Below are 21,214 nucleotides of genomic sequence, written 5' to 3' on the forward strand. Positions count from 1 at the left end.
ATTAATAATACTGACTTTTACTCATCAGTACTGTCGCAGTACTCCTACCACAAAACACCTTACTAGATATAAATGCTAACCTACAGATCTATAAGAAATTTTGCTATCATTTGGGATAAGGTGTTTTATTCACATTAATCAGGAGCTTGAATCTAACTTCCATGACAAACTTTTTTGAGCTATTTCAAGCCGTTGGTATTGGCCTGGTACTGTTACTTCCTCTTGCCAACCCTTTAACTGCAATTGCGGTCATGCTAAGCATCTCTGCTAATATGACAAAAGAACAGCGTGATCATCAATCGCTGTTGGCCTCTATTTATGTATTTGCAATCATGACAATCGCTTTTTATGCAGGCCAATTAGTCATGAACACATTTGGAATATCAATCCCAGGGCTGCGAATTGCCGGAGGATTAATTGTGGCATTTATTGGCTTTGGCATGCTATTCCCTAGTAGTGATGTAGGAGAAGACCAGACCACCAATGCGCTTGATGACCCAAATGTCCCCAAAAAACGCCAAGAATCACCGAGTATTGCCTTTGTTCCCCTTGCAATGCCAAGTACTGCGGGCCCGGGAACTATTGCGATGATCATCAGCTCCACTGCATCATTACAAGGTAATGTGAGTTTTGCTCCATGGGTCTTAAAAGTTGCCCCCGTGATTACTTTTTTTATTGCAAGTCTTATCGTTTGGATTGGTTTAAGAGGCGCAACTTCTATCATGAGGTGGCTTGGAAACAGTGGTATTGATGCTATCGCGCGGGTGATGGGGTTCTTATTAATCTGTATGGGAGTGCAGTTTGTTATCAACGGCATTGTTGAAATTGTCGCGCAACTCCCACACTTAATGAGAGAATATCAATAAGACATCGCTAGTGCATTGTAAGCATTTTTGACTTTCCACAAATAGCGTGGAGCTTGCGGTGCAGGGTGCTTTGTTTGTACATGCTGATAAAACTCTTCCGGTGATAAGCGATTAATCATCGCTATCGCCCGACCTTTATCATTATCAAACGTTCTTAATAACGCTCCAGCCCCATTCACATAAGCAACAACCGTTGCATAATATAATGTCTGAGGATGGCTTATTCCCGCAAGGTGCTGTTCCCTTAAAATACGAATATAAGCTGTACCAATATCGATATTTTTTTGTGGATCTTTTAGGTCACGAGAACTCGGCTCCCCCGATTTCCCTTGGTAACGATAGGCGTCACGTCCTGCTGTCGAAGCTTTAATCTGCATCAAACCTATTGCATTGGATTTACTGACAACTTCAGGTCTAAAGTTAGATTCGACCTCAATAATCGCTCTAATTAAAGTTTCATCAACACTGTAACGAGCCGCAGAGTCACGAATAAATTCATCAAAAGGCGTTCTTGGAAATACCGTATTTTGTGCTGTTATTGGCCCGGTAGGCTCTAACATTCGCTGTTTTGTTATAGGCCTATCTGGTTCGCTTGAACAACCTGCAAGTAGCAGTAACACAAAAGTACCGCCAATTATTTTTTTCACTGTCGAATCCTCTGCGATGAAAGCCGATGGCAGAATAACTAATCCTAAGAAAAATAAAATAATTTTTACTTAACTTTTACTTCAGGACGTGTTTTAGTCATACAAATAACCATGGGACTTAGAAGCCTATAATGACAAATAATGCTATTCCACACTTTTTATATTTATTTTTCTCAATTGATATTGATAATCATTATCAATTGAGATATAAAATATAATTGTTATAAACCTTAACAACTGTATGTTAATAAACGCTAAACCAATAATGTCAGGGTCAACTTTTATGAAGAAGAACGTATCTCGGTTATCTGCACCTTTACTAACTAGTATGTTTGCTTTGATAGCAATCATCTTTTTTAGTCAGCCTGCTTTTGCTAAAAAGTTTAAAGTCGTAACCACTTTTACTATTATTCAAGATATCGCTCAAAATGTAGCTGGAGACGCGGCAATTGTCGAGTCTATAACAAAGCCTGGAGCAGAAATTCACGGTTATCAACCGACACCTAAAGATATCATGAAAGCCTATGACGCAGATTTAATCTTATGGAATGGGATGAATTTGGAAGTGTGGTTCCAACGTTTCTTTGAAAACTTTAAAAATGTCCCTGCTGTCGTGGTCACTGAAGGTATTGAGCCAATGCCAATCCGTGAAGGTGAGTATAAAGACAACCCGAACCCACATGCATGGATGTCTCCTGCTAATGCTAAGATTTATATTGAAAATATTCGTCAAGCTCTGGTCAAATATGACCCTGAAAATGCTGAAACATATAATGCCAATGCAAAAAAATATGCGCAACAAATTGCTGAGCTTGACGCCCCTTTGCGTGAACGCTTAAATCGCATTCCTGAAAATGAACGTTGGTTAGTCTCAAGTGAAGGCGCATTTAGCTATTTAACTAATGATTACGGCTTTAAAGAAGTCTACTTATGGCCAATCAATGCGGAAGAGCAAGGCTCTCCTCAACAAGTAAAAAAGGTAATTGATACTGTCCGTAAATACAACATCCCTGTAGTATTCAGTGAAAGTACAATTTCTGACAAACCGGCTCGCCAAGTCAGTAAAGAAACAGGGGCAAAATACGGTGGCGTATTATATGTAGACTCACTTTCAACTGCTGATGGCCCAGTACCAACATATATTGACCTTTTAAATACGACTGTAGACACGATAGCGAAAGGATTTTCACAGTAATATGAATCACTCAAGTCAATTCGAACACCCGAATCTTATCGTCGATGATGCGACTGTGACATATAATAATGGTCACACCGCTATCTATGACGCAAGCTTTACTATCTCTGGTGGCTCTATTTGTGCCTTAGTTGGCGTAAATGGTAGTGGTAAGTCAACGCTATTTAAAACTATTATGGGGCTTGTCACCCCATCTTCTGGCAGTGTGACATTAAATGATCAACCGATAAAAACCGCGCTTAAAGAAAACGTGATTGCGTACGTCCCACAGACAGAAGAAGTAGATTGGAATTTTCCCGTTCTCGTTTCTGATGTCGTGATGATGGGTCGTTACGGCAAAATGGGTTTTTTTCGCATCCCTAAACAAGCCGATAAAGACGCTGTCAAAATGGCATTAGAGCGAGTTGACCTTGCAGGGCTTGAGCATCGACAAATAGGCGAGCTCTCAGGAGGCCAGAAAAAACGAGTTTTTTTAGCGCGGGCGCTCGCACAAGAAGGTAAAGTTTTACTCCTCGATGAACCCTTCACTGGGGTTGATGTTAAAACCGAAAATGCCATTATTGACCTGCTACGTAGTTTGCGTGACGAAGGCCATCTCATTCTCGTTTCAACTCATAACTTGGGCAGTGTGCCTGAGTTCTGCGACCATGTTATCTTAATCAATCGCACTGTTTTAGCGAGCGGGCCTACTGAAACGACATTTACGCAACGAAACCTGCAACAAGCTTTCGGTGGTGTATTGCGTCATATTAACCTGTCTGGTCAAGAGCTTCATGACGATGATGACCCGCGCTCTGTCACCGTCATTACCGATGATGAAAGAGCGGCTGTATTCTATGGTCATGACCATGATGCACCCGTTCGAAAAAACCAAGCTAAGGGTTCCGAATGATTGAGATGTTATTACAGCCCTTTGAATATGATTTTATGATAAAAGCCATTTGGGTCAGCGCCATTGTTGGTGCTGTCTGTGCATTCTTATCGGCGTATTTGATGTTGAAAGGCTGGTCATTGATGGGAGATGCCCTCTCCCACTCCGTTGTTCCTGGGGTGGCGGGTGCTTATGCTTTAGGTTTACCCTATGCGGCAGGCGCCTTTTTTACCGGGATCCTTGCGGCACTTGCCATGACATTAATAAAGCATCTAACTCGTTTACGTGAAGATGCTGTTATTGGCTTTATCTTTTCTACTTTTTTCGCGGCAGGTTTGTTGATTGTTTCATTGAATCCAACATCTGTTAATGTACAAAGTATTATTTTTGGTAATATTTTAGGTATTGCGGATTCTGACGTATTACAAGTAGAAATTATTATCGGCGTTTCATTTATTATCCTGTTGTGCTTATGGAAAGATTTATTAGCCGTTTTTTTCGATGAAAGCCATGCACGCTCAATAGGTTTGAATCCTCTACGCCTAAAAATTATTTTCTTCACATTATTAAGTGCGTGTACTGTTGCTGCTTTACAAACAGTTGGCGCAATCCTTGTGATTGCGATGGTCGTCACACCAGGTGCGACTGCCTATTTATTAACCGACCAATTTAAACGCTTACTCATTATTTCAGTCACGATTGGTACCGTAACCAGTGCTGTTGGTGCTTATATCAGTTATTTCCTTAATGGTGCTACAGGTGGGTTAATAGTCACCTTACAAACCATTATTTTCCTACTGGCATTTTTCTTTGCACCTAAGCACGGTATTTTTGCCTCAAAACGTAAAGCCAAACAGGAAGTCGCCCGGCTGCACCAATCACACCAACAAGGAGCATCTCATGAGTGATTTCATTGACTTACTGATGGCTCCGTTTGCATTTCCCTTTATGCAAAAAGCATTGATTACAGCCATTGTCAGCGGAACGGTATGCGCTATCCTCTCTTGCTTTTTAGTATTGAAAGGTTGGTCATTGATGGGCGATGCAATTTCCCATGCCGTTTTACCGGGGATCATTATTGCTTCTTTACTCGGTATCCCATTAGCGATAGGGGCATTTGCATCTGGCTTGTTTTGTGCTGTGGCTACAGGTTATTTAAAGGAAAATAGCCGTATAAAAGAAGATACGGTGATGGGTATCGTCTTCTCAGGCATGTTTGCTATCGGCTTGGTTATGTTTGCTAAAATAGATACCGAACAGCACCTTACGCATATTCTATTTGGTGATATTTTAGGGATAACCGATAGCGAGTTTAAACAAATATTACTATTTGCAGGGGTAACCATTGCAATTATCCTACTGAAACGTAAGGATTTCATGTTGTATTGCTTTGATCCTAACCAAGCACGAGTCATTGGCTTGCCTGTGAAGTTAATCCATTATGGCTTGCTATCGCTACTCGCTCTCACCATTGTTGCTTCATTGCAAGCAGTTGGTATTATTTTGGTGATTGCAATGCTAATTTCCCCAGGCATCATTGCTTTTGTGTTATGCCGTAGTTTTGGGAAAATGCTCATCGTCGCTATCATTGCTTCGGTAACATCGAGCGTTATTGGGACTATCCTGAGTTTTCACATCAACGCAACAACCGGACCAACTATCGTTGTTACACAGGCTGTGTATTTTGTGATTGCATTACTGTATAGCAAAATCGTATTAGCCCGCAAAAAAGGGCAAGCTAACCCACAAAGTATGCATACAGCCTGATAATTGAATGCTCTAAAAGTAAAAAGCTGAACTCACAAATTCGTAAGTTCAGCTTTTTATTAAAACAATCAATACTTACTACCAGCCTAATGTTTTAACGCATTTTCGTCGTACAACGTTAATCCCGCCCCTACTTATCCCTCATAAACTTTCATTGCTAGGCTTCTCGCTGATAATGTGAGTTCTGTAGCTATTTATTTCCCATTATTTGAACATTCTCATTTGGGTCGTCACACGTTAAATTTGAGTCACTCTCTGATTATAGTTATCAACCTAATAATTAATTAACTATTTCGTGATAGCGGCTTCTTTTTAAGCAATTATCACTGTTAATTCCTAAACTGCCGCTATAGTATTATATTAATGAAGACCAAAGCAGAGCGAGGTGAGTCATGTGGCAAGCAATGTGTCGTTTATTAAGTGAACACTTAGGTGAGGCGGAGCTACGTAACAAAGTCATTCTCTCTGGTGGTGATATTCACCATACGTTAAGAATTGACTATGGCGAACACACCGTGTTCATTAAACAAAATCGGCGTGAGTTTTTGCCTTTATTTAAACAAGAGGCTGAACAACTTGAAATGCTCGCTAAAAGCCAAACTATAACCGTTCCTAAAGTTTACGGTGTTGGCAGTAATAAGCACCATAGTTTTCTTCTGCTCGAATATTTCCCTCTAAAACCTTTCGATAACACCAATGCATGGCATTTTGGTCAACAACTAGCACGTCTACATCAATGGGAAGAGCAGCCTAGTTACGGGTTTGATTTTGATACAATGCTAAGCACAATTGTACAGCCTAATGGCTGGGAAAAGCGTTGGAATTCATTTTTTGCAGAAAAGCGTATTGGCTTACAATTACAACTCGCCTCCGAAAAAGGAATGGTATTTAGCGATATTCAGCAAATTGTCGATATTGTTAAGGACAAACTTGCAGGACATCAACCACAACCTTCTTTATTACATGGTGATTTATGGCCAGCAAACTGTGCTATCACTCAAAATATTGAAGGAGTACTGTATGACCCCGCCTGTTATTGGGGCGATAGAGAATGTGATATTGCGATGTTACCGTTATATCAAGAACTTCCGATCCAAATTATCGATGGCTACCAAAGTGTTTGGCCATTGCCAAATGGATTTTTAGATAGGCAACCAATCTATCAGTTATATTATTTACTCAATCAAGCCCATATCTTTGGTAATGAACAAAGCTACCACCAAGCACAAACAATTATTGATAACCTACTCAACGAAAAATAAGCTCCTGTTTTTTAATATTAAGTACGACGAATAGTTAATTTTCTAAATAATTCGCGTTATGAGTAGGCGGCAAGTGCAGATATCTCTGGGAGCATACATAAGTATGTGACCCGAGTAGCTAAACGCAGCCAACCCCCTCATAACGTGACGTATGACGAAAATTACCAGTTAAGGAAGCGTAGAAGAAAATACAAGCCAACCCCCAATACAATTGGCCAAAAATAAAGAAGAAAAAATTGAGAGAAAATGGTGTGACGTGGAATAGTTACCTTAGCTTCTAGTTCTTCTTTTGAGATGTCTATGCCTTTTGCTTTTTCTATAATCACGTGGTCTTCTAAGCTTTCACGGATAAACTTAATTTGTCGGTACATGCGCAAACCTGATGCACTTAATGCAAGCCCAACAAAAATAAAAATAAAAATGATGATAAAGCCGATATTGCTGCCAGAAAACCCATTAGCAACTTGAGGTACTGGTGAGTTATTCCAAAAGAAATTTAGGAAAGGCGTAGTTTGACGGGCCATTTCCGCCATTAATTTAATAAAATCATTAGCGACTGCATTGATCCCTTCACCTGCAAGCCCCTTCATGCCAGCCAGTTTAATTAAAGACGCCAATGTCGAAATTAATGCTAACAGAAAAACAACCCAACCCAGAATACGTTTGCCGATTGCGACATAATTGGCATTATGGTAATTCATTACTGCTTTTCCTCAGCGTTATTATTTTTGATAAATTTTTACAATGATTTTTCAACGCTAATCATAGCTGAAAAAAGTCATCGTCTCCAAATTTCAATTCATAATTGATAACAATATTTAGACTTTCAGACTAATCAAAATAGTATGGTTATTAATTATCATTATATTTTTACTTCATGCTGTCCGATAATTCTTCAATATTGCCCTAATACTGACCTCAAGTAATACGCTTGAAGCCTGTTTACTGATATCATTGCTCCTTCGTTAATAGATACGACATGAATGGAGTTTTGACATGTACCATAATCTTCCCATCCAATCGGTCATTTTTGATATGGATGGTTTACTGATCGACTCGGAACCTTTTTGGGCACAGGCTGAACTTGAGATTTTTTCACAATTGGGTGTCGACGTTTCAATTGCTGATACCCTGCCTGATACCTTAGGTTTACGTATTGACCATGTGGTGGAGCTTTGGTACCACGCTTCCCCTTGGCAAGGATGCAGCCAAGAAGAAGCCACACAACGCATCATTGACCGTGTTGTTGGCTTAGTTGAAGAAACTCGCCCTATTCTACCCGGTGTGCAACATGCCATGGAACTTTGCCGTTCAATGGATTTAAAAATTGCCCTGGCTTCTGCTTCTCCTTTATACATGTTGGAAAAAGTTTTAAATCTTCTGGATATTCGTGATTATTTCTCTGCGGTTATTTCTGCGGCTAATTTACCCTTGAGTAAACCTCATCCTGAAGTTTATCTTAAAGCAGCAGCTGAGTTATCAACTAAACCGGTCAATTGCGCATCATTAGAAGATTCATTTAACGGTATGATTTCTGCAAAAGCGGCCAGAATGCGTTCAATTGTGGTACCTGACAGCAAGCATTTTAATGATCCGCGCTTTGGTTTAGCCGATATCAAACTAGCCTCACTGAATGACTTAAAGGCTGAACATTTACGTTAAGAATACTTTGTGTGTCTAAGAAGTGTTCTCCCCTATCTAACTTAGGTAGGGGAATTGTGTTAATTTATAAAATCCTTTCCTTATCTGCTAATAAATAAGAGTTTTTTTACCTTTCTAGTACTATCATATTCTTTTCAAACACTTTATACTGCCAATCAACTGTATAGATAAACAGATGGTATTTTATCCACCATGACAGCTGAAGGGCATCTGCTTTTTTCCGTCGCCTCTTTAATAATGGCTCATAAACTTCAAATCACCCCAGAGATTGCTCATGGTGATTGGCTGCACATGGTTCCAGGAGCCTTATTAGGCGCATTATTGCCCGATATTGACCACCCCTCCTCAATTCCTGGTCGATTACTGCGGATTTTCTCATTACCCATTTCCAAGCTTTGTGGGCACCGTGGGTTTACTCATAGCCTAGTTGCATGGTTTCTATTGATGATTTCTTGTTATCAATGGGTACCTACAGAATGGGCAATCCCAAATGATATTATCCAAGCCTTTTTATTGGGTTATATCAGCCATCTAGTCGCCGATATGCTCACGCCTTCGGGGGTACCGTTACTATGGCCACTCCCCCAACGTTTTTGTTTTCCCATGATCCGCGGTAAAAATAGCCAACGTGGAGAACGCTTTGTTGCCATTATTTTGACCGTTTGTGCCTGCTTATTACCCGCAGGTTACCAATTCGATTTTTATAATCACGTTGATGTGATTATAAAATACATTCATAATCAAATAGATACATACTTCCCTACATAATTTATAGTTTTGTCATATAATGTAAGTATGAATAATACTATCTTATTACTTTTTGGTATAAGAAATGTGTTTTATCAGCTGATAACATATAACCAGTTGTTTGAAGTAACTAAATCCTTATAACAAATAAGGATTAAAGGGCAAGTAACACACCTTATAAAAATATGATTTGGAGTTCGGAATGAATATTCCTCTAATTATTAATGTGCTCGGCTTTGTAGCACTACTAATACTGTTGGCAAAACTAGGGGCTAAAGGCTGGAGCCTATCTAAAAAAGTTTTAGTCGGTCTGGTTTTCGGTGTTGCCTATGGGGTAATACTGCACCTCGTGTACGGTAGTGGCCACCAAACGGTAAAAGACTCCATTCTGTGGTTTAATATTGTCGGAAATGGGTATGTGCAGCTATTACAAATGGTGATTATGCCATTGGTATTTGCTTCAATTCTAAGTGCGGTGGCAAGATTACATAAAGCCTCTTCACTGGGTAAAATTAGCTTTTTAACAATTGGCACTTTGTTATTTACCACTGCTATTGCTGCGTTAGTTGGTATTTTAATTGCCAATGTATTCGGCCTGACCGCAGAAGGTTTAGTTCAAGGTCAATCTGAAACTGCTCGCTTATCTGCAATAGAAAGCAATTATATTGGGAAAGTTTCTGACTTAACCGTACCTCAATTAATTTTATCATTTATTCCAAAAAATCCATTTGCGGATTTAACTGGAGCAAATCCAACATCGATTATTAGTGTCGTTATTTTTGCTGCCTTCCTCGGCGTTGCCGCACTACAATTGTTTAAAGATGATAAAGAGCGTGGTGAAAAAGCCTTAGCTGCAATTGATGTTATGCAAGCTTGGGCAATGAAATTAGTTCGCTTAGTAATGCGTTTAACGCCGTATGGTGTGATGGCGCTGATGATTAAAGTTGTAGCAAGTTCAAACTTACATGACATCATCAACTTAGGAACCTTTGTTATTGCCTCTTATGTTGCATTAGGCATTATGTTTGTCATACACGGTATTTTAGTTGCGACAACAGGCTTAAACCCGATTAAATTCTTTAAAAAAGCTGGGCCAGTGTTAACCTTTGCATTCACGAGTCGTTCAAGTGCAGCAAGTATTCCACTGAATATTGAAACACAAACACGTCGTTTCGGTATCCCTGAGTCCATTGCTAGTTTCTCAGCATCTTTTGGTGCAACGATTGGGCAAAATGGTTGTGCCGGTATCTACCCTGCAATGTTAGCGGTAATGGTGGCACCGACAATGGGAATCAACCCATTCGATCCACTGTGGATTGCGACATTAGTCGGTATTGTTACTATCAGTTCAGCAGGGGTTGCTGGTGTTGGTGGCGGTGCAACTTTTGCAGCGTTAATTGTACTACCCGCAATGGGCTTACCTGTCACATTAGTTGCTCTGTTAATCTCAGTTGAGCCATTAATTGATATGGGCCGTACTGCGTTGAATGTCAGTGGTTCAATGACAGCAGGTACTGTGACTAGCCAATTGATGGGTGAAACCGATAAAGCGATATTCAACCAAAATGATGACGCAGATTTAAAACACGTTTAATTTGTCATCATAGTTCAAACAAAAACCTGCCTTCTGGCAGGTTTTTTTATGGTTATCACAAATACGTCAATTTTATTAATCTTGGTGAACATTAAAAAAACCAGTTTTTTGTGCTAAATAATATTGCAATAAACTGGAATTACGTAAGATAATAAAGCCTGAGCAACGTTTTCTTGAGCTTCCTGCTTGTGTTGCGTCAACCCATTTCCTATGGGTATTTTATCAACATCATTTATGGTTTTTTAATATGACTAATAATGTCCATATCCTAAAAACTGCGTCTTCTGAAAACCCTTGTGTAAGCTGCGGTGCATGTTGTGCCTATTTTCGTGTCTCTTTTTATTGGGCTGAGGCAGAAAGTGGCGGTGGTGTTGTACCACAACATTTAACTGAGCAAATTACCCCATTTATGAGTTGTATGCATGGCACCAATCAAAAACAAAATACCCGCTGTACTGCTTTAGAGGGCACTATTGGTGAGTGTGTGTCTTGTTCGATTTATGCACAAAGACCCACACCGTGTCGTGAGTTCGAACAATCTTGGCAGGACGGTGTTTACAACGAAGCCTGCGATAGAGCGCGTGCTGCTCACGGTTTACCCCCCTTAGAGCCTCATCAACCACAAATAGCTTGCTAGCCGTCAATGACCCAGATTTTTCTGGGTTATCTCTTTTTTGCATCAAGTCTGAAAAATGCGTCCTTGCACTGGTGTTAACCGCTCAGCTATATACATTACATAATTTCGTTCATTACCTGCATCGCTAACTCAAAAGAGTGCAAACGAGCTTGATGATCAAAAATTTGGCCATTAACCATAATTTCATCCGCTTGAGTTTGCCTCAATATCGTTTCCAACCCATGGCGTACCTTGGTTTTATCCCCTACCAGTGACATCCCTAATGCTTGTTGAACACCAAATTCCTCGGCAGGTGACCAAATGTTTTCCATGCTCTCGACTGGTGCAGGAAGTTGAGAGGGTTGGCCACGACGTAGCATGACAAAGGCTTGCTGCATCGATGTAAATAAAAATTCCGCTTCACGTTGAGTCTCTGCGGCAATGATATTGATGCAAACCATTGCATACGGCTTAGGTAGTCTCTGCGATGGCTGGAAATTAGCACGATAAACATCCAACGCTTGTAATAGCAAATCAGGTGCAAAATGAGAGGCAAAAGCAAAAGGGAGCCCCATCTGCGCAGCTAACCTTGCACTGTATAAACTCGACCCTAGCAACCAAACTGGAATTTTTTCGCCAAACCCCGGTACTGGACGCACTGCTGGATCTGGGTTTATGGCATCAAACCAATTAATAATTTGCGCTACATCTTGCGGGAAATTATCGATATCCGTGTTCATATGGCGACGTAAAGCTTGCATCGTCCGTTGGTCACTTCCTGGTGCACGCCCTATGCCTAAATCGATACGTTCAGGGTAAAGTGTATTTAGCGTGCCAAATTGCTCTGCAATCACCAACGGTGAATGATTCGGTAACATGACACCACCAGAACCTAAACGTAAAGTGCGCGTATTAGCAGCAAGATAGCCGATTAATACCGAGGTGGCCGCACTTGCAATCCCTGTCATATTATGGTGTTCCGCAAGCCAATAACGATGATAACCGAGTTTTTCGGCTAGTTGGGCAATATCAAGAGAATGAGCAAAGGCCTCTTTCGCTGTCGAACCCTGAATGATTGGTGCAAGGTCGAGCAACGAAAGGGGAATTTTTTTATCTGACATACACACTCACTTTGTTAGAGTTTTGTTGAACCTAACTTACCATCCTAGACTATCCCCTTTGATGTCTCCAGCACTGAAATTTGCATTAGCACAAGTGGTCTAAAAATGTAAATTATCGTCTACTAACCTACTGTTTTATAAAAATTATGGAATAAGCTTGAATAAAAAGTGCAGTAATTATGGAGCTTCCGTCAGGGGAGGTAAAAGCAATTGCGAGACGAAATGAATTGGTCAATGATTTGCTCATCACCAATACAGAGGAAACTGAAATGAAAAAATTAAATACAAGCTTATTAGCCTTAGCATTATTAACCGTCGGTTTTACTGCGGCAGCAAATGGTGTGAACCAAAAAATGCCTCGTCAGCACATGGGTAACCATCACAATATGGTATACAGCGTTGCAGAACAAACGACGACACCGAATGAAACTGTAAAAAAACTGGCCAATAGTGCGCCTAAAATTGAAGATGGCAAACGCTATATTGTCAAAGTTACAGTGATGGAAGTCCCTGAATTTAAAACAATGAATACCATGCCAACACCAGAACCAATTGGTGCTCCAACTGCAAAGTAACAGTTAGTATCAATGAGGATTAATGAAGTTATCGGCAAAACCTTTTATATCGATAAGTACAACCAGATAGCTGTTACAAGAAAAAGCCGATATTTTAGTCAGATAATAAAGAGTTCTATATATCCTACGATTGCCTCTGCTTCCCAGAGGCTTTTTTTTAAAAAAAGTTTATCCGAATTGAATCTTTTCCCCTAGTAATAACACCTAATAGCGACTAATCTTAATTCAAGCAGATTGTTAATATCAGCTACCTATTAACACTTTGTTTGACATCCTTTCAATAGAAAATCAGGAGCTTAACATGGGGTATTTTGAATTAAAAAAATCCACTAAAGACGTTGCTCAGCCTTACTATTTCGTTTTAAAAGCAGCAAATCATGAAGTGATTGCTAAAAGTGAAATGTATGCTTCCAAGCAATCTGCGCTAAAAGGGATTGCCTCTGTCCAAAAAAATGGCTCTTCTGAAACAATAAAAGATCTCACTGAGTAAATTTCAGTGCCCCCAACTCTCTTCAAGTCGGGGTCACTTTTTTATCTGCTCTAGCTTATATAAGCTATATAAATATGCGCTATTCAGATTAACTCTAATTAGAATAACCTTATTTAGAATAACCTTATTTAGAATAACCTAAGTAACGCAGTCACAATCGCAGCTGACAAAACAATGATAATAAATGGCTTTTTAAACCACGTTAGTACCCCTGCTACCAGCACGCCTACAATTTTAGGCCAATCAGAAATCTCATCACCGGAAAATAATGTCGACGTCGCTGCCACTGAGAATAAAATGACAATGGCTGCTGCTGAAAATAACATTTTACTATTTTCAGAAAGTACCACTCGGCCGCGCAACAAAGCACCTGACGCTCGCATTAAATAAGTACCTGCCGCCAACAACAAAATACCGCTAATAATTAACCATGGGTTATTTGTCATTATTATTTCCTTATATAAATAACCAAGCTCAATAATGCCAGTAATACAGGGATCCCCGCGGGTAATACTGGTGTGGTTGCAACCGCAATAACTGCACCAATAATGGCAGCTAACCGCAGGCGTTTATCCGATAACGCAGGCAATGAAAGCGCTAAAATAATTGCAGGAAACATCGCATCCATCCCATATATATGCGTATCACTAATAAAGCTACCCAAGACTTCACCTATCACGACCCCTATTGGCCAACACAATAGAATACCGATCCCACACAACCAAAAAGCTGCGCGTTTTTCTGATTCAGTTTCTTGTGCTAAACCAAATACAACACTCTCATCGTTCATAATATGGTAGCCCAGTAATGACTTCGCTCCTTTCCCCGTTAATTCGTTAGTTGCAAAACTAAAAGGGATATGTCGTGAATTGACTAACAACCCCGCAAGTGCAGCAGAAAGCGGGCTACCTCCTGCAAAAATAACACCAATAAACAAAAACTCAGACGCCCCTGCGAGCACTAAAATAGATAAAGTAAGTGGTACCCACCAATCAAAACCTTGCGAAAGCGCTAAAGCGCCATAAGAAATGCCGACAATTAAGTCAGCAAAACAGACAAGAGCTATATTTTTCACTGTGCTATGATTTAATGTTGAGCTTATTGAAGTTAGCATCCCTAGACCGTTCGATATATAATACATTCGTTCATTATGTCGATAGATAGTATAAAGTGCAATCTAAATAGGAAAATTAAAATTGAATCTACCTTCCCCGCCCATTGAGTTGATTTCGAAAGCCCTTAGTCGTGAAAGACAAAAAAGCGGGCTATCCCTATCAGAACTATCTCGCAAAGCCGGTATCGCTAAATCTACACTTTCTCAATTGGAATCTGGTAGCGGTAACCCAAGCATTGAAACTTTATGGGCACTTTGTGTGGCTTTAGACATTCCTTTTGCGCGATTAATTGAAGAAAAACAAGAGGCTGTCACTGTGATCCGTCATGGGGAGGCGATACCGGTCAGCGCTGAACACGCGAACTATTTGGCCTTTTTGCTCTCATCAGCCCCTGCTGATTCGCGACGTGATATTTATACTGTGGTTGCCCAGCCCGGTCGTGACCGTATTTCAGAGCCTCATATGCATGGTGTCAGCGAGCACATCATTATTATGTCCGGCAGAGCGTTAGTCGGCCCATTGGATAACCCTGTTGAGTTACAGGTTGGGGACTATATTCACTACCCCGGAGATGAGCCGCATATAATGCGAGCCTTAGAACCCAATACGATGGCAGTTATGGTGATCGATAAACAGAATTAATCACCTATCTAACCCATTAAATTTTGCGTTATGATAACTTTAGTGAATATTAATTGGAGCCTGCTTTATGTCCTACTATGATGAAATTGTTGAAAAAATAAATCAACTGATTGAAGAAAGCTCAGTTCATAATATGAATGAAATGCTAATGCAGCTATCCCATGATCAGCAAATCAACCAAGAACAACGTTTTGAACAACAACAGCGTTTAAGAGAAGCTATTTTTATTCATCACGACAAATAGCAGCCATACAATAGGCCGCTATTCGCAGTTTTAACCAATCTTAATAGGCAAAATAAATAGGCAGTAGGGCTAGTGGTAACCCCGGTATTGGCAAAATAACTAGCCCTAATAGCATTAACATACTCAATTAAAATTCCTGTTGCTGTAAATAACTCCACGCATATTGCGCATGAAGTTCAGCCCCTGTCGCCATCGTGTCTTCATCAATATTAAAGCAGCCATGATGATGCGCCCATTGAGTGTCTTTTTCGGCATTTCCTGTGCCTAACAAAGCAAAGCACCCTGGGATATTTTCAATGTAGAAGCTGAAGTCTTCACCGCCCGGTGTCGGTCTTTCATTAATCAGAGCTTGTTCACCAAAAGCTTGTGAAATCACTGACTGAGCCAGTAGCGCACTACGCTCCTCATTAATAACAGGCAATGTCCCATAGATATAATCAACATGCGCAGTCGCCCCATAAATAGCCGCTGTATGCTCTGCATAACGACGGATCGCAGCTTCGATACGGTTACGAGTTTCGATATCAAAACAACGTACCGTGCCGTCCAATACTGCATTTTCAGCGATAACATTGAAACGTGTCCCGACATCCATTTTACCTATCGTGACCACGGCTGAGTCTAAAGAAGACGTTTCACGGGAAACAATCGCTTGTAAATTCATGACAAATGCAGAAGCAACAACCGCAGCGTCAATGGTGGCCTCTGGCATAGAACCATGACCACCACGGCCTTTAAAGGTGACTTTTAGTAAATCTGCGGAAGCAAAAGAGCCTCCCACATTACAAGATACTTTTCCTGATGGTGTGGTTGTCCAAATGTGCATACCAAAAACGTTATCCACATTTTCGATTGCGCCTTGTTTGATCATGGCTAATGCGCCTTGAGCAATTTCTTCTGCGGGTTGGAAAATCAAACGCACATTACCGGCTAATTCTTCACGTACTTCATACAACGCTTTAGCTGCGGTTAATAGCATTGCCGTATGCGCATCATGGCCACAAGCATGCATTTTACCTTCAATAGTCGATTTATATTCTAATGAATCGTTCAATTCCAAAACGGGTAATGCGTCTATATCTGCACGCAGAGCAACTGTTTTACCTGGCTTACCGCCTTTAATTTCAGCAATAACACCTGTCGGTTCGGTTAATCGATACGCTATTCCAATTTTGTCTAATTCTTCTGCAATACGTTTTGTAGTACGTATTTCTTCAAACGGTAGTTCAGGGTGAGCGTGTAGATCACGACGAAAAGCAATCATTTCCGATGTGTGTTTTTTGATTGCCGCTGTAATTGTTTTGTTGATCATTTTTCTACCTTTTTACCCTATTACACAACCAGATGATTTACCTGGTTTATTTATTAATTAGCATTCTATTAATGACTTAACAGTAGCAAACATCACATCTGCACCTCTTGCAATTTGTGCATAATCCGTCCATTCATCTGGATGATGGCTTAACCCATTACGACTTGGCACAAATATCAATCCTGTTTGAGTAATACCTGCAAAAATCATAGTGTCATGCCCTGCGCCACTGACCATTGAACGAAAACGTAAGTTTTGGTCGCTAGCATGTTGTTGCATCAGTTGATGAATATCACTATTGAGCTCCGTTGGCTGAACATATAACGGCTGAACAATATCGCTTGAAATAGCTAATGAATTGCTAACTTGCTCAGTTAACTCAATAACTTGCTCAATAACCTTACGTAACGCAATATCATTTTTGGAACGAATATCAACGCTAAAAGTGACTTCACTTGGGATGACATTAGCCCCATTCGGCAATACCGCTAACCGCCCCACAGTCGCCACCGTATTATCCCCCACTGCCGTTGCTAGCGCAGGGATTTGGCTAATGATTTGGCTAGCGCACACTAATGCATCGGCTCGCATATTCATCGGTGTGGTACCTGCATGGCCTGCTTTACCTGTCAATTTAATTTCTAACTGACTGATGCCTACGATAGTTTCTACGATCCCTACATCTTCATTGGCCTGTTCTAACACTGGGCCTTGTTCGATATGTAGCTCTAAGAACGCTTTGACATTTTTAGGATTAAGAACCGCTTGCGCTGCATTGTCTGCATTGAACCCAGCCGCGGCCATGCGTGCAGCAGCACTCACGCCTTGCCTATCTTTAAGTTGGTATAATTCTTTCGTACCAATCAGGCCGGTTATTACACTCGAAGCCATCAAACCACGACCAAAACTGGTACCTTCTTCTTCAACCAACGCAATCACTTCTAAGGGATATTTCGGTGTTAAATTTTGTTCGCGAATACGCGCCACAACATCCAAACCGGCGACAATTCCCGCAGGACCATCAAATGCCCCACCGTGAGGGACCGAATCAAAATGTGAACCGACTATGACTGCAGGCAAATCCGGTTGTTGGCCTTCTAAGCGCCCATAAATATTGCCGATAGCATCTTCACGAACGTGTAATCCTAAGGCGCGCATTTCTTGTTTTAGATAATCACGCGCTTGTTTATCTTGTTCGCTATAGCTCATCCGCGTAGTACCCTGACCCGGCGTTGCGGTGTATTCTGCCAATTGTTCTAAATGGCGCTGAATTCTTGAAGTACTTGTTTCCATTATTTTTACCCTGCAATTGGAACAATATAAGCCACCATAATACCTGCTAATACGACAGAAACCATGGTCACAGAAATAAAGCCACCAACTAGCATTGGCCCTAACATATGGCCAGTTAATACTTGGCGTTCTTTTTCGTCTTTCGTTAACGCGTTGATCGCTTCATTAGTAATAATGTAGTCAGCTGGAAAGCCATATAACGCAGTTAGCGCAACAGCAAATGCCATTTCTTTGGTGACGCCTAATATTTTACCAACCACCCAAGATGCAAGGTACATCCCAATAACCGCTGCACTAATTAACACCACCATCGGATAAACTAGGCGTAATAACATATCGGGGGTTGCGTGGTTTAATGTATCAAAAATAAACAACATTAAGGCCATAATTGCGAACCCAAAGCCATTAGCTTTTTGTAACGGCTGTCTTTCTAAGAAACCCAATGAAGAAGCAATAACACCAAATAATAAGCACAATACAAATGGGCTAATACTGACATAAGGGGCAGCATAAGATGAGGCCAAATAAGCCAAATAGCCTACCGCAGCTAAGCGTAAGAACTTAAAATAGCTCGTGTTATAGTGATTAGGGATTTTTTTAAACATACGTGGCATTTCATCTTCAGGTACCACCGTTTTAACTTCGACCTCTTTTGCCCCGTCTACCGTTAAGGTTTCTTGCCATTGGCCATTGCGATATTTTTCTAAAACTCGGCGTCCTTCTTTTTTTAGCATCACCGCAGTTAATGGATAACCTGCAAACCCCTGCATGACGTAAATTAAAATTGCGAAAACCGAAAGGTCAACAAGACCTGCCTCCGCAGCACCTTTTGACATAATTAACGAAGAAACAATACCACCAACCAACGGAGGAACTGCAACTAATACCGTATTTAAATCAAATAAAGTTATACCAACAATAAAGGTTAATAAAATGATGCCTAGAATCCCAGCTAAAGAGATAAGAATGGTTTTCCATTGGCGCAATAATTCTTTTAGCGATAATAAGGTCCCCATATTTGTAATTAACAAATACATCAAGGTAACCGCAACCACCTGAGGAATACCCGCAATACTCACAATATCTTTCGGGAAAATAGTCCAATAACCTAAAAGGAAGAGCACTGCACATACAAATACAGATGGGATCCACGCCTTAGTTCTAACGGCTATAGCATCCCCTATATATAATATCCCTACTATCAGAAACAGAGCTAACATCTGTGACATAACTTTTTCCCCGCAATTATCTTTTTTTATTAGATTATTTTTTAGTATTACAAACTATTAATTTTAATTAAGATTGGATTATAAATTTTATTTGGCGCAATAAAACACCAATATAGAGAGTATTTCGCTGCAAACACACGAATTTGCAACAAAATTCATCATAACACCGAAAATTCAGATGTATAGAGAGTAAAACCGGATTTAAACAGCTTGGAATAATGGGAAGCTATGAATTAAATAGTCAGATATAACATTGAAATGGGACAAGCACCTTAATATTCTCTAAATGCAGGTTTAGAAGTTAATATTTTATGTCATTTAAGTAATTATTTATAAACAAATCGACTATAGTTGTTTTTTTAATCTATGAAATTATATTCTATTGTCCAGCGCTGTATTTTCAATAATTATCGCAATAAGATGAAAAATCACCTTATAAATATGACTCAGATTTCTATTTATAGGAAATATTCTACTTTATTTTATTTTTAAACCGTTTCTCTTTATATTACCTTTGAAAAGGACGATATCCCTTCATGTCCAATTTAGTTTGTCTCAATAATAGAGGTGAATTAAATAAAGAAAAAACCCCATAGATAATTCACTATCTACAGGGCTTGATGATATTAGGTAAAGTAAATTAATGACTGGTTTGTTGTTCAGTCGCCACCTTAGCTGGTTTTATTTTACGATTATTTTCAAAACCGGGTTGTGGCACTTTAATAAAGAATGTCAGTATCCCTGCAAAGATATACAAACCTGTATAGGCCCACACTACACCCACAATATCAAAGAAAGGCAATACTAAACTGGCAATTGCTGGTGCGGCAAAATTACTTAACCCCGCAGAAAGGTTATAAATCGAAACTGCAGCACCTTTATGATGTGGCTCAATACTTGGGAATACCGCAGTCATTGGAACAAAAGCAGCCACAAAGATACCCAATAAAATGGCAGGTATTAATGCGATGGCAAAATTATGACCAAAATAAACGGGTAAGTAGTAAAACATTAAGCTGGATATTGCCATTCCTAAACAACCAAACCATCTGACCTGGCGAACCCAACCAATATGTTCACCAGCAATTCCCCAAAAAATATTCGTAAAAATAGTCACAAAGAAGAAAACGGCCCAAATCTGTAACCATTCAGAGATGGTGAACCCTAAGCGGTCAACAAATAATAATGGCATGATAATCGCAAAACCAAACAATGAAATTGTGTTGATAATCCGGATCAGGCTCGCCATAAAGATATCTTTATTCGTGAATAAAATAGTCGCAGCTCGGGATAACTCGGCCATTTTATCTTTCATTGGTAAATTAACTTTAGAGCGATCAACTGGAATATGACGCAGGCTAAAATAAGCAATTGCGCCACCAATAGCGACCCAACCAATTGCCATCCATAATGTTCCCGTTTCCCCCATCATTGGGATTGAAAAGCTAGGTAAATAGCTACCAATGACACCAATTCCGACAGAATACATCGCCCAGAACCAACCGGTAGCGGCAGCAAGATGTGCTCGAGGAATGACTTGCACCAACATCATCATAAATGAATAAATAAACAATGGATAAGCTAATCCACGAATGCCGTAAAATAGTAGCATCAAGGTATAGCTTTTCATGCCCAGACCGAACGCCATAAACAATGCATGCATGACAATCCAGAGAATGAACCCGATCATCATGGCTTTTAGGGGGGTGATAATTTCAGCCACAACACCAGATGCCCACGCCGCAACAGCGGCCATTAAGCCATAGACAGTAAATACCATCGCTGATTGTGCCGGTGTAAACCCTAAATCAGTAATATGTTTTGATAGAAAAGCCATTTCAAAGCCATCACCACTCATAAAAATAGCGATAGCAATAAAACCCCAGAACAAATGCTTAGGTAGACCAAGCCAATACTGCTTCTGTTCCATTGCAGTTTCCTCATTTTAATTTTGTTATTTTAATCA

23 protein-coding genes are annotated in these 21,214 nt (G+C 40.1%); 14 read left to right on the forward strand and 9 right to left on the reverse strand.

From position 1 onward, the window contains the following. Window positions 1–161: 161 nt before the first annotated feature. Window positions 162–866, forward strand: coding sequence for a MarC family NAAT transporter (locus tag PR725_RS08660; protein ID WP_004910345.1), 705 nt, complete (start codon window positions 162–164; stop codon window positions 864–866). Here the strand turns inward: PR725_RS08660 and PR725_RS08665 are convergent. Continuing rightward, window positions 860–1,513, reverse strand: a complete 654-nt coding sequence (locus PR725_RS08665; protein ID WP_109911243.1) for a transglycosylase SLT domain-containing protein — start codon at window positions 1,511–1,513, stop codon at window positions 860–862. The two genes, PR725_RS08660 and PR725_RS08665, sit on opposite strands and share 7 nt — an antisense overlap. Before the next feature lie 283 nt (window positions 1,514–1,796). Here PR725_RS08665 and PR725_RS08670 point away from each other — a divergent pair, with 283 nt between their 5' ends. From PR725_RS08670 to PR725_RS08690, 5 genes are all read left to right on the forward strand, one after another. After that, window positions 1,797–2,708, forward strand: a complete 912-nt coding sequence (locus PR725_RS08670; protein ID WP_004910339.1) for a metal ABC transporter substrate-binding protein — start codon at window positions 1,797–1,799, stop codon at window positions 2,706–2,708. 1 nt (window position 2,709) lies between these two features. After that, complete coding sequence (locus tag PR725_RS08675) at window positions 2,710–3,600, forward strand: manganese/iron ABC transporter ATP-binding protein (protein WP_109911242.1); 891 nt, start codon at window positions 2,710–2,712, stop codon at window positions 3,598–3,600. Next, a complete protein-coding gene (locus PR725_RS08680) occupies window positions 3,597–4,487 on the forward strand; it encodes a metal ABC transporter permease (RefSeq protein ID WP_109911241.1) in 891 nt (296 codons plus the stop codon). Before PR725_RS08675 ends, PR725_RS08680 begins: the two co-directional genes overlap by 4 nt. Beyond that, a complete protein-coding gene (locus PR725_RS08685) occupies window positions 4,480–5,346 on the forward strand; it encodes a metal ABC transporter permease (RefSeq protein WP_042851806.1) in 867 nt (288 codons plus the stop codon). The genes PR725_RS08680 and PR725_RS08685 overlap by 8 nt, the downstream gene beginning before the upstream one ends. 392 nt (window positions 5,347–5,738) lie before the next feature. Beyond that, window positions 5,739–6,608 carry a fructosamine kinase family protein gene (locus PR725_RS08690; protein WP_004910334.1) on the forward strand — a complete coding sequence of 290 codons (870 nt, stop codon included), beginning with the start codon at window positions 5,739–5,741 and terminating at the stop codon, window positions 6,606–6,608. A gap of 161 nt (window positions 6,609–6,769) precedes the next feature. Here the strand turns inward: PR725_RS08690 and PR725_RS08695 are convergent, their stop codons facing one another. Then, complete coding sequence (locus PR725_RS08695; RefSeq protein ID WP_004910331.1) at window positions 6,770–7,309, reverse strand: YniB family protein; 540 nt, start codon at window positions 7,307–7,309, stop codon at window positions 6,770–6,772. Between the two features lie 295 nt (window positions 7,310–7,604). On the opposite strand from PR725_RS08695, the gene hxpB reads away from it, so the two are divergent. The 4 genes from hxpB to PR725_RS08715 all read left to right on the forward strand — a co-directional run bounded on the left by hxpB (window position 7,605) and on the right by PR725_RS08715 (window position 11,248). Continuing rightward, window positions 7,605–8,270, forward strand: a complete 666-nt coding sequence (gene hxpB / locus PR725_RS08700) for a hexitol phosphatase HxpB (protein WP_123382036.1) — start codon at window positions 7,605–7,607, stop codon at window positions 8,268–8,270. A 192-nt stretch (window positions 8,271–8,462) separates the two neighbouring features. Then, window positions 8,463–9,038, forward strand: coding sequence for a metal-dependent hydrolase (locus PR725_RS08705; RefSeq protein ID WP_004910326.1), 576 nt, complete (start codon window positions 8,463–8,465; stop codon window positions 9,036–9,038). Between the two features lie 181 nt (window positions 9,039–9,219). Further along, window positions 9,220–10,611 (forward strand): L-cystine transporter, encoded by a 1,392-nt coding sequence (locus tag PR725_RS08710; protein ID WP_004910323.1) that lies wholly within the window; start codon window positions 9,220–9,222, stop codon window positions 10,609–10,611. Window positions 10,612–10,858: 247 nt separating this feature from the next. Continuing rightward, entirely contained in the window at window positions 10,859–11,248 is a 390-nt protein-coding gene (locus PR725_RS08715) for a YkgJ family cysteine cluster protein (protein ID WP_004910319.1), read from the forward strand. A 95-nt stretch (window positions 11,249–11,343) separates the two neighbouring features. Here PR725_RS08715 and PR725_RS08720 read toward each other — a convergent pair whose 3' ends face one another. After that, the gene (locus tag PR725_RS08720; RefSeq protein ID WP_164528921.1) at window positions 11,344–12,348 is read right to left on the reverse strand and encodes a luciferase-like monooxygenase; all 1,005 of its coding nucleotides are present in this window, start codon (window positions 12,346–12,348) and stop codon (window positions 11,344–11,346) included. Between the two features lie 269 nt (window positions 12,349–12,617). On the opposite strand from PR725_RS08720, the gene PR725_RS08725 reads away from it, so the two are divergent. Next, window positions 12,618–12,923, forward strand: a complete 306-nt coding sequence (locus PR725_RS08725) for a hypothetical protein (RefSeq protein WP_272568553.1) — start codon at window positions 12,618–12,620, stop codon at window positions 12,921–12,923. Between the two features lie 301 nt (window positions 12,924–13,224). Next, window positions 13,225–13,413, forward strand: a complete 189-nt coding sequence (locus PR725_RS08730; protein ID WP_004263611.1) for a YegP family protein — start codon at window positions 13,225–13,227, stop codon at window positions 13,411–13,413. 128 nt (window positions 13,414–13,541) lie between these two features. Here PR725_RS08730 and PR725_RS08735 read toward each other — a convergent pair whose 3' ends face one another. Together PR725_RS08735 and PR725_RS08740 are read right to left on the reverse strand one after the other, a co-directional pair. Continuing rightward, on the reverse strand, window positions 13,542–13,859 hold the full coding sequence (locus PR725_RS08735; RefSeq protein WP_004910308.1) for an AzlD domain-containing protein: 318 nt from the start codon (window positions 13,857–13,859) through the stop codon (window positions 13,542–13,544). Between the two features lie 2 nt (window positions 13,860–13,861). Beyond that, a complete protein-coding gene (locus PR725_RS08740) occupies window positions 13,862–14,527 on the reverse strand; it encodes an AzlC family ABC transporter permease (RefSeq protein WP_117162016.1) in 666 nt (221 codons plus the stop codon). A gap of 82 nt (window positions 14,528–14,609) precedes the next feature. Here PR725_RS08740 and PR725_RS08745 point away from each other — a divergent pair, with 82 nt between their 5' ends. Together PR725_RS08745 and PR725_RS08750 are read left to right on the forward strand one after the other, a co-directional pair. Then, window positions 14,610–15,170 (forward strand): helix-turn-helix domain-containing protein, encoded by a 561-nt coding sequence (locus PR725_RS08745; RefSeq protein ID WP_004910302.1) that lies wholly within the window; start codon window positions 14,610–14,612, stop codon window positions 15,168–15,170. A 67-nt stretch (window positions 15,171–15,237) separates the two neighbouring features. Continuing rightward, window positions 15,238–15,414, forward strand: coding sequence for a DUF2526 family protein (locus PR725_RS08750; RefSeq protein WP_004910298.1), 177 nt, complete (start codon window positions 15,238–15,240; stop codon window positions 15,412–15,414). A 127-nt stretch (window positions 15,415–15,541) separates the two neighbouring features. Here PR725_RS08750 and PR725_RS08755 read toward each other — a convergent pair whose 3' ends face one another. From PR725_RS08755 to PR725_RS08770, 4 genes are all read right to left on the reverse strand, one after another. Next, window positions 15,542–16,726, reverse strand: coding sequence for an amidohydrolase (locus PR725_RS08755; protein WP_272568555.1), 1,185 nt, complete (start codon window positions 16,724–16,726; stop codon window positions 15,542–15,544). A gap of 57 nt (window positions 16,727–16,783) precedes the next feature. Then, entirely contained in the window at window positions 16,784–18,019 is a 1,236-nt protein-coding gene (locus PR725_RS08760; RefSeq protein ID WP_109911235.1) for a Zn-dependent hydrolase, read from the reverse strand. A 5-nt stretch (window positions 18,020–18,024) separates the two neighbouring features. Beyond that, the gene (locus PR725_RS08765; protein ID WP_109911234.1) at window positions 18,025–19,248 is read right to left on the reverse strand and encodes a hypothetical protein; all 1,224 of its coding nucleotides are present in this window, start codon (window positions 19,246–19,248) and stop codon (window positions 18,025–18,027) included. 640 nt (window positions 19,249–19,888) lie between these two features. Continuing rightward, window positions 19,889–21,178, reverse strand: a complete 1,290-nt coding sequence (locus PR725_RS08770; RefSeq protein WP_196719694.1) for an MFS transporter — start codon at window positions 21,176–21,178, stop codon at window positions 19,889–19,891. Window positions 21,179–21,214: the final 36 nt, after the last annotated feature.

This window comes from Providencia sp. PROV255 (assembly GCF_028478065.1).
GTDB classification, from domain to species: domain Bacteria; phylum Pseudomonadota; class Gammaproteobacteria; order Enterobacterales; family Enterobacteriaceae; genus Providencia; species Providencia rettgeri.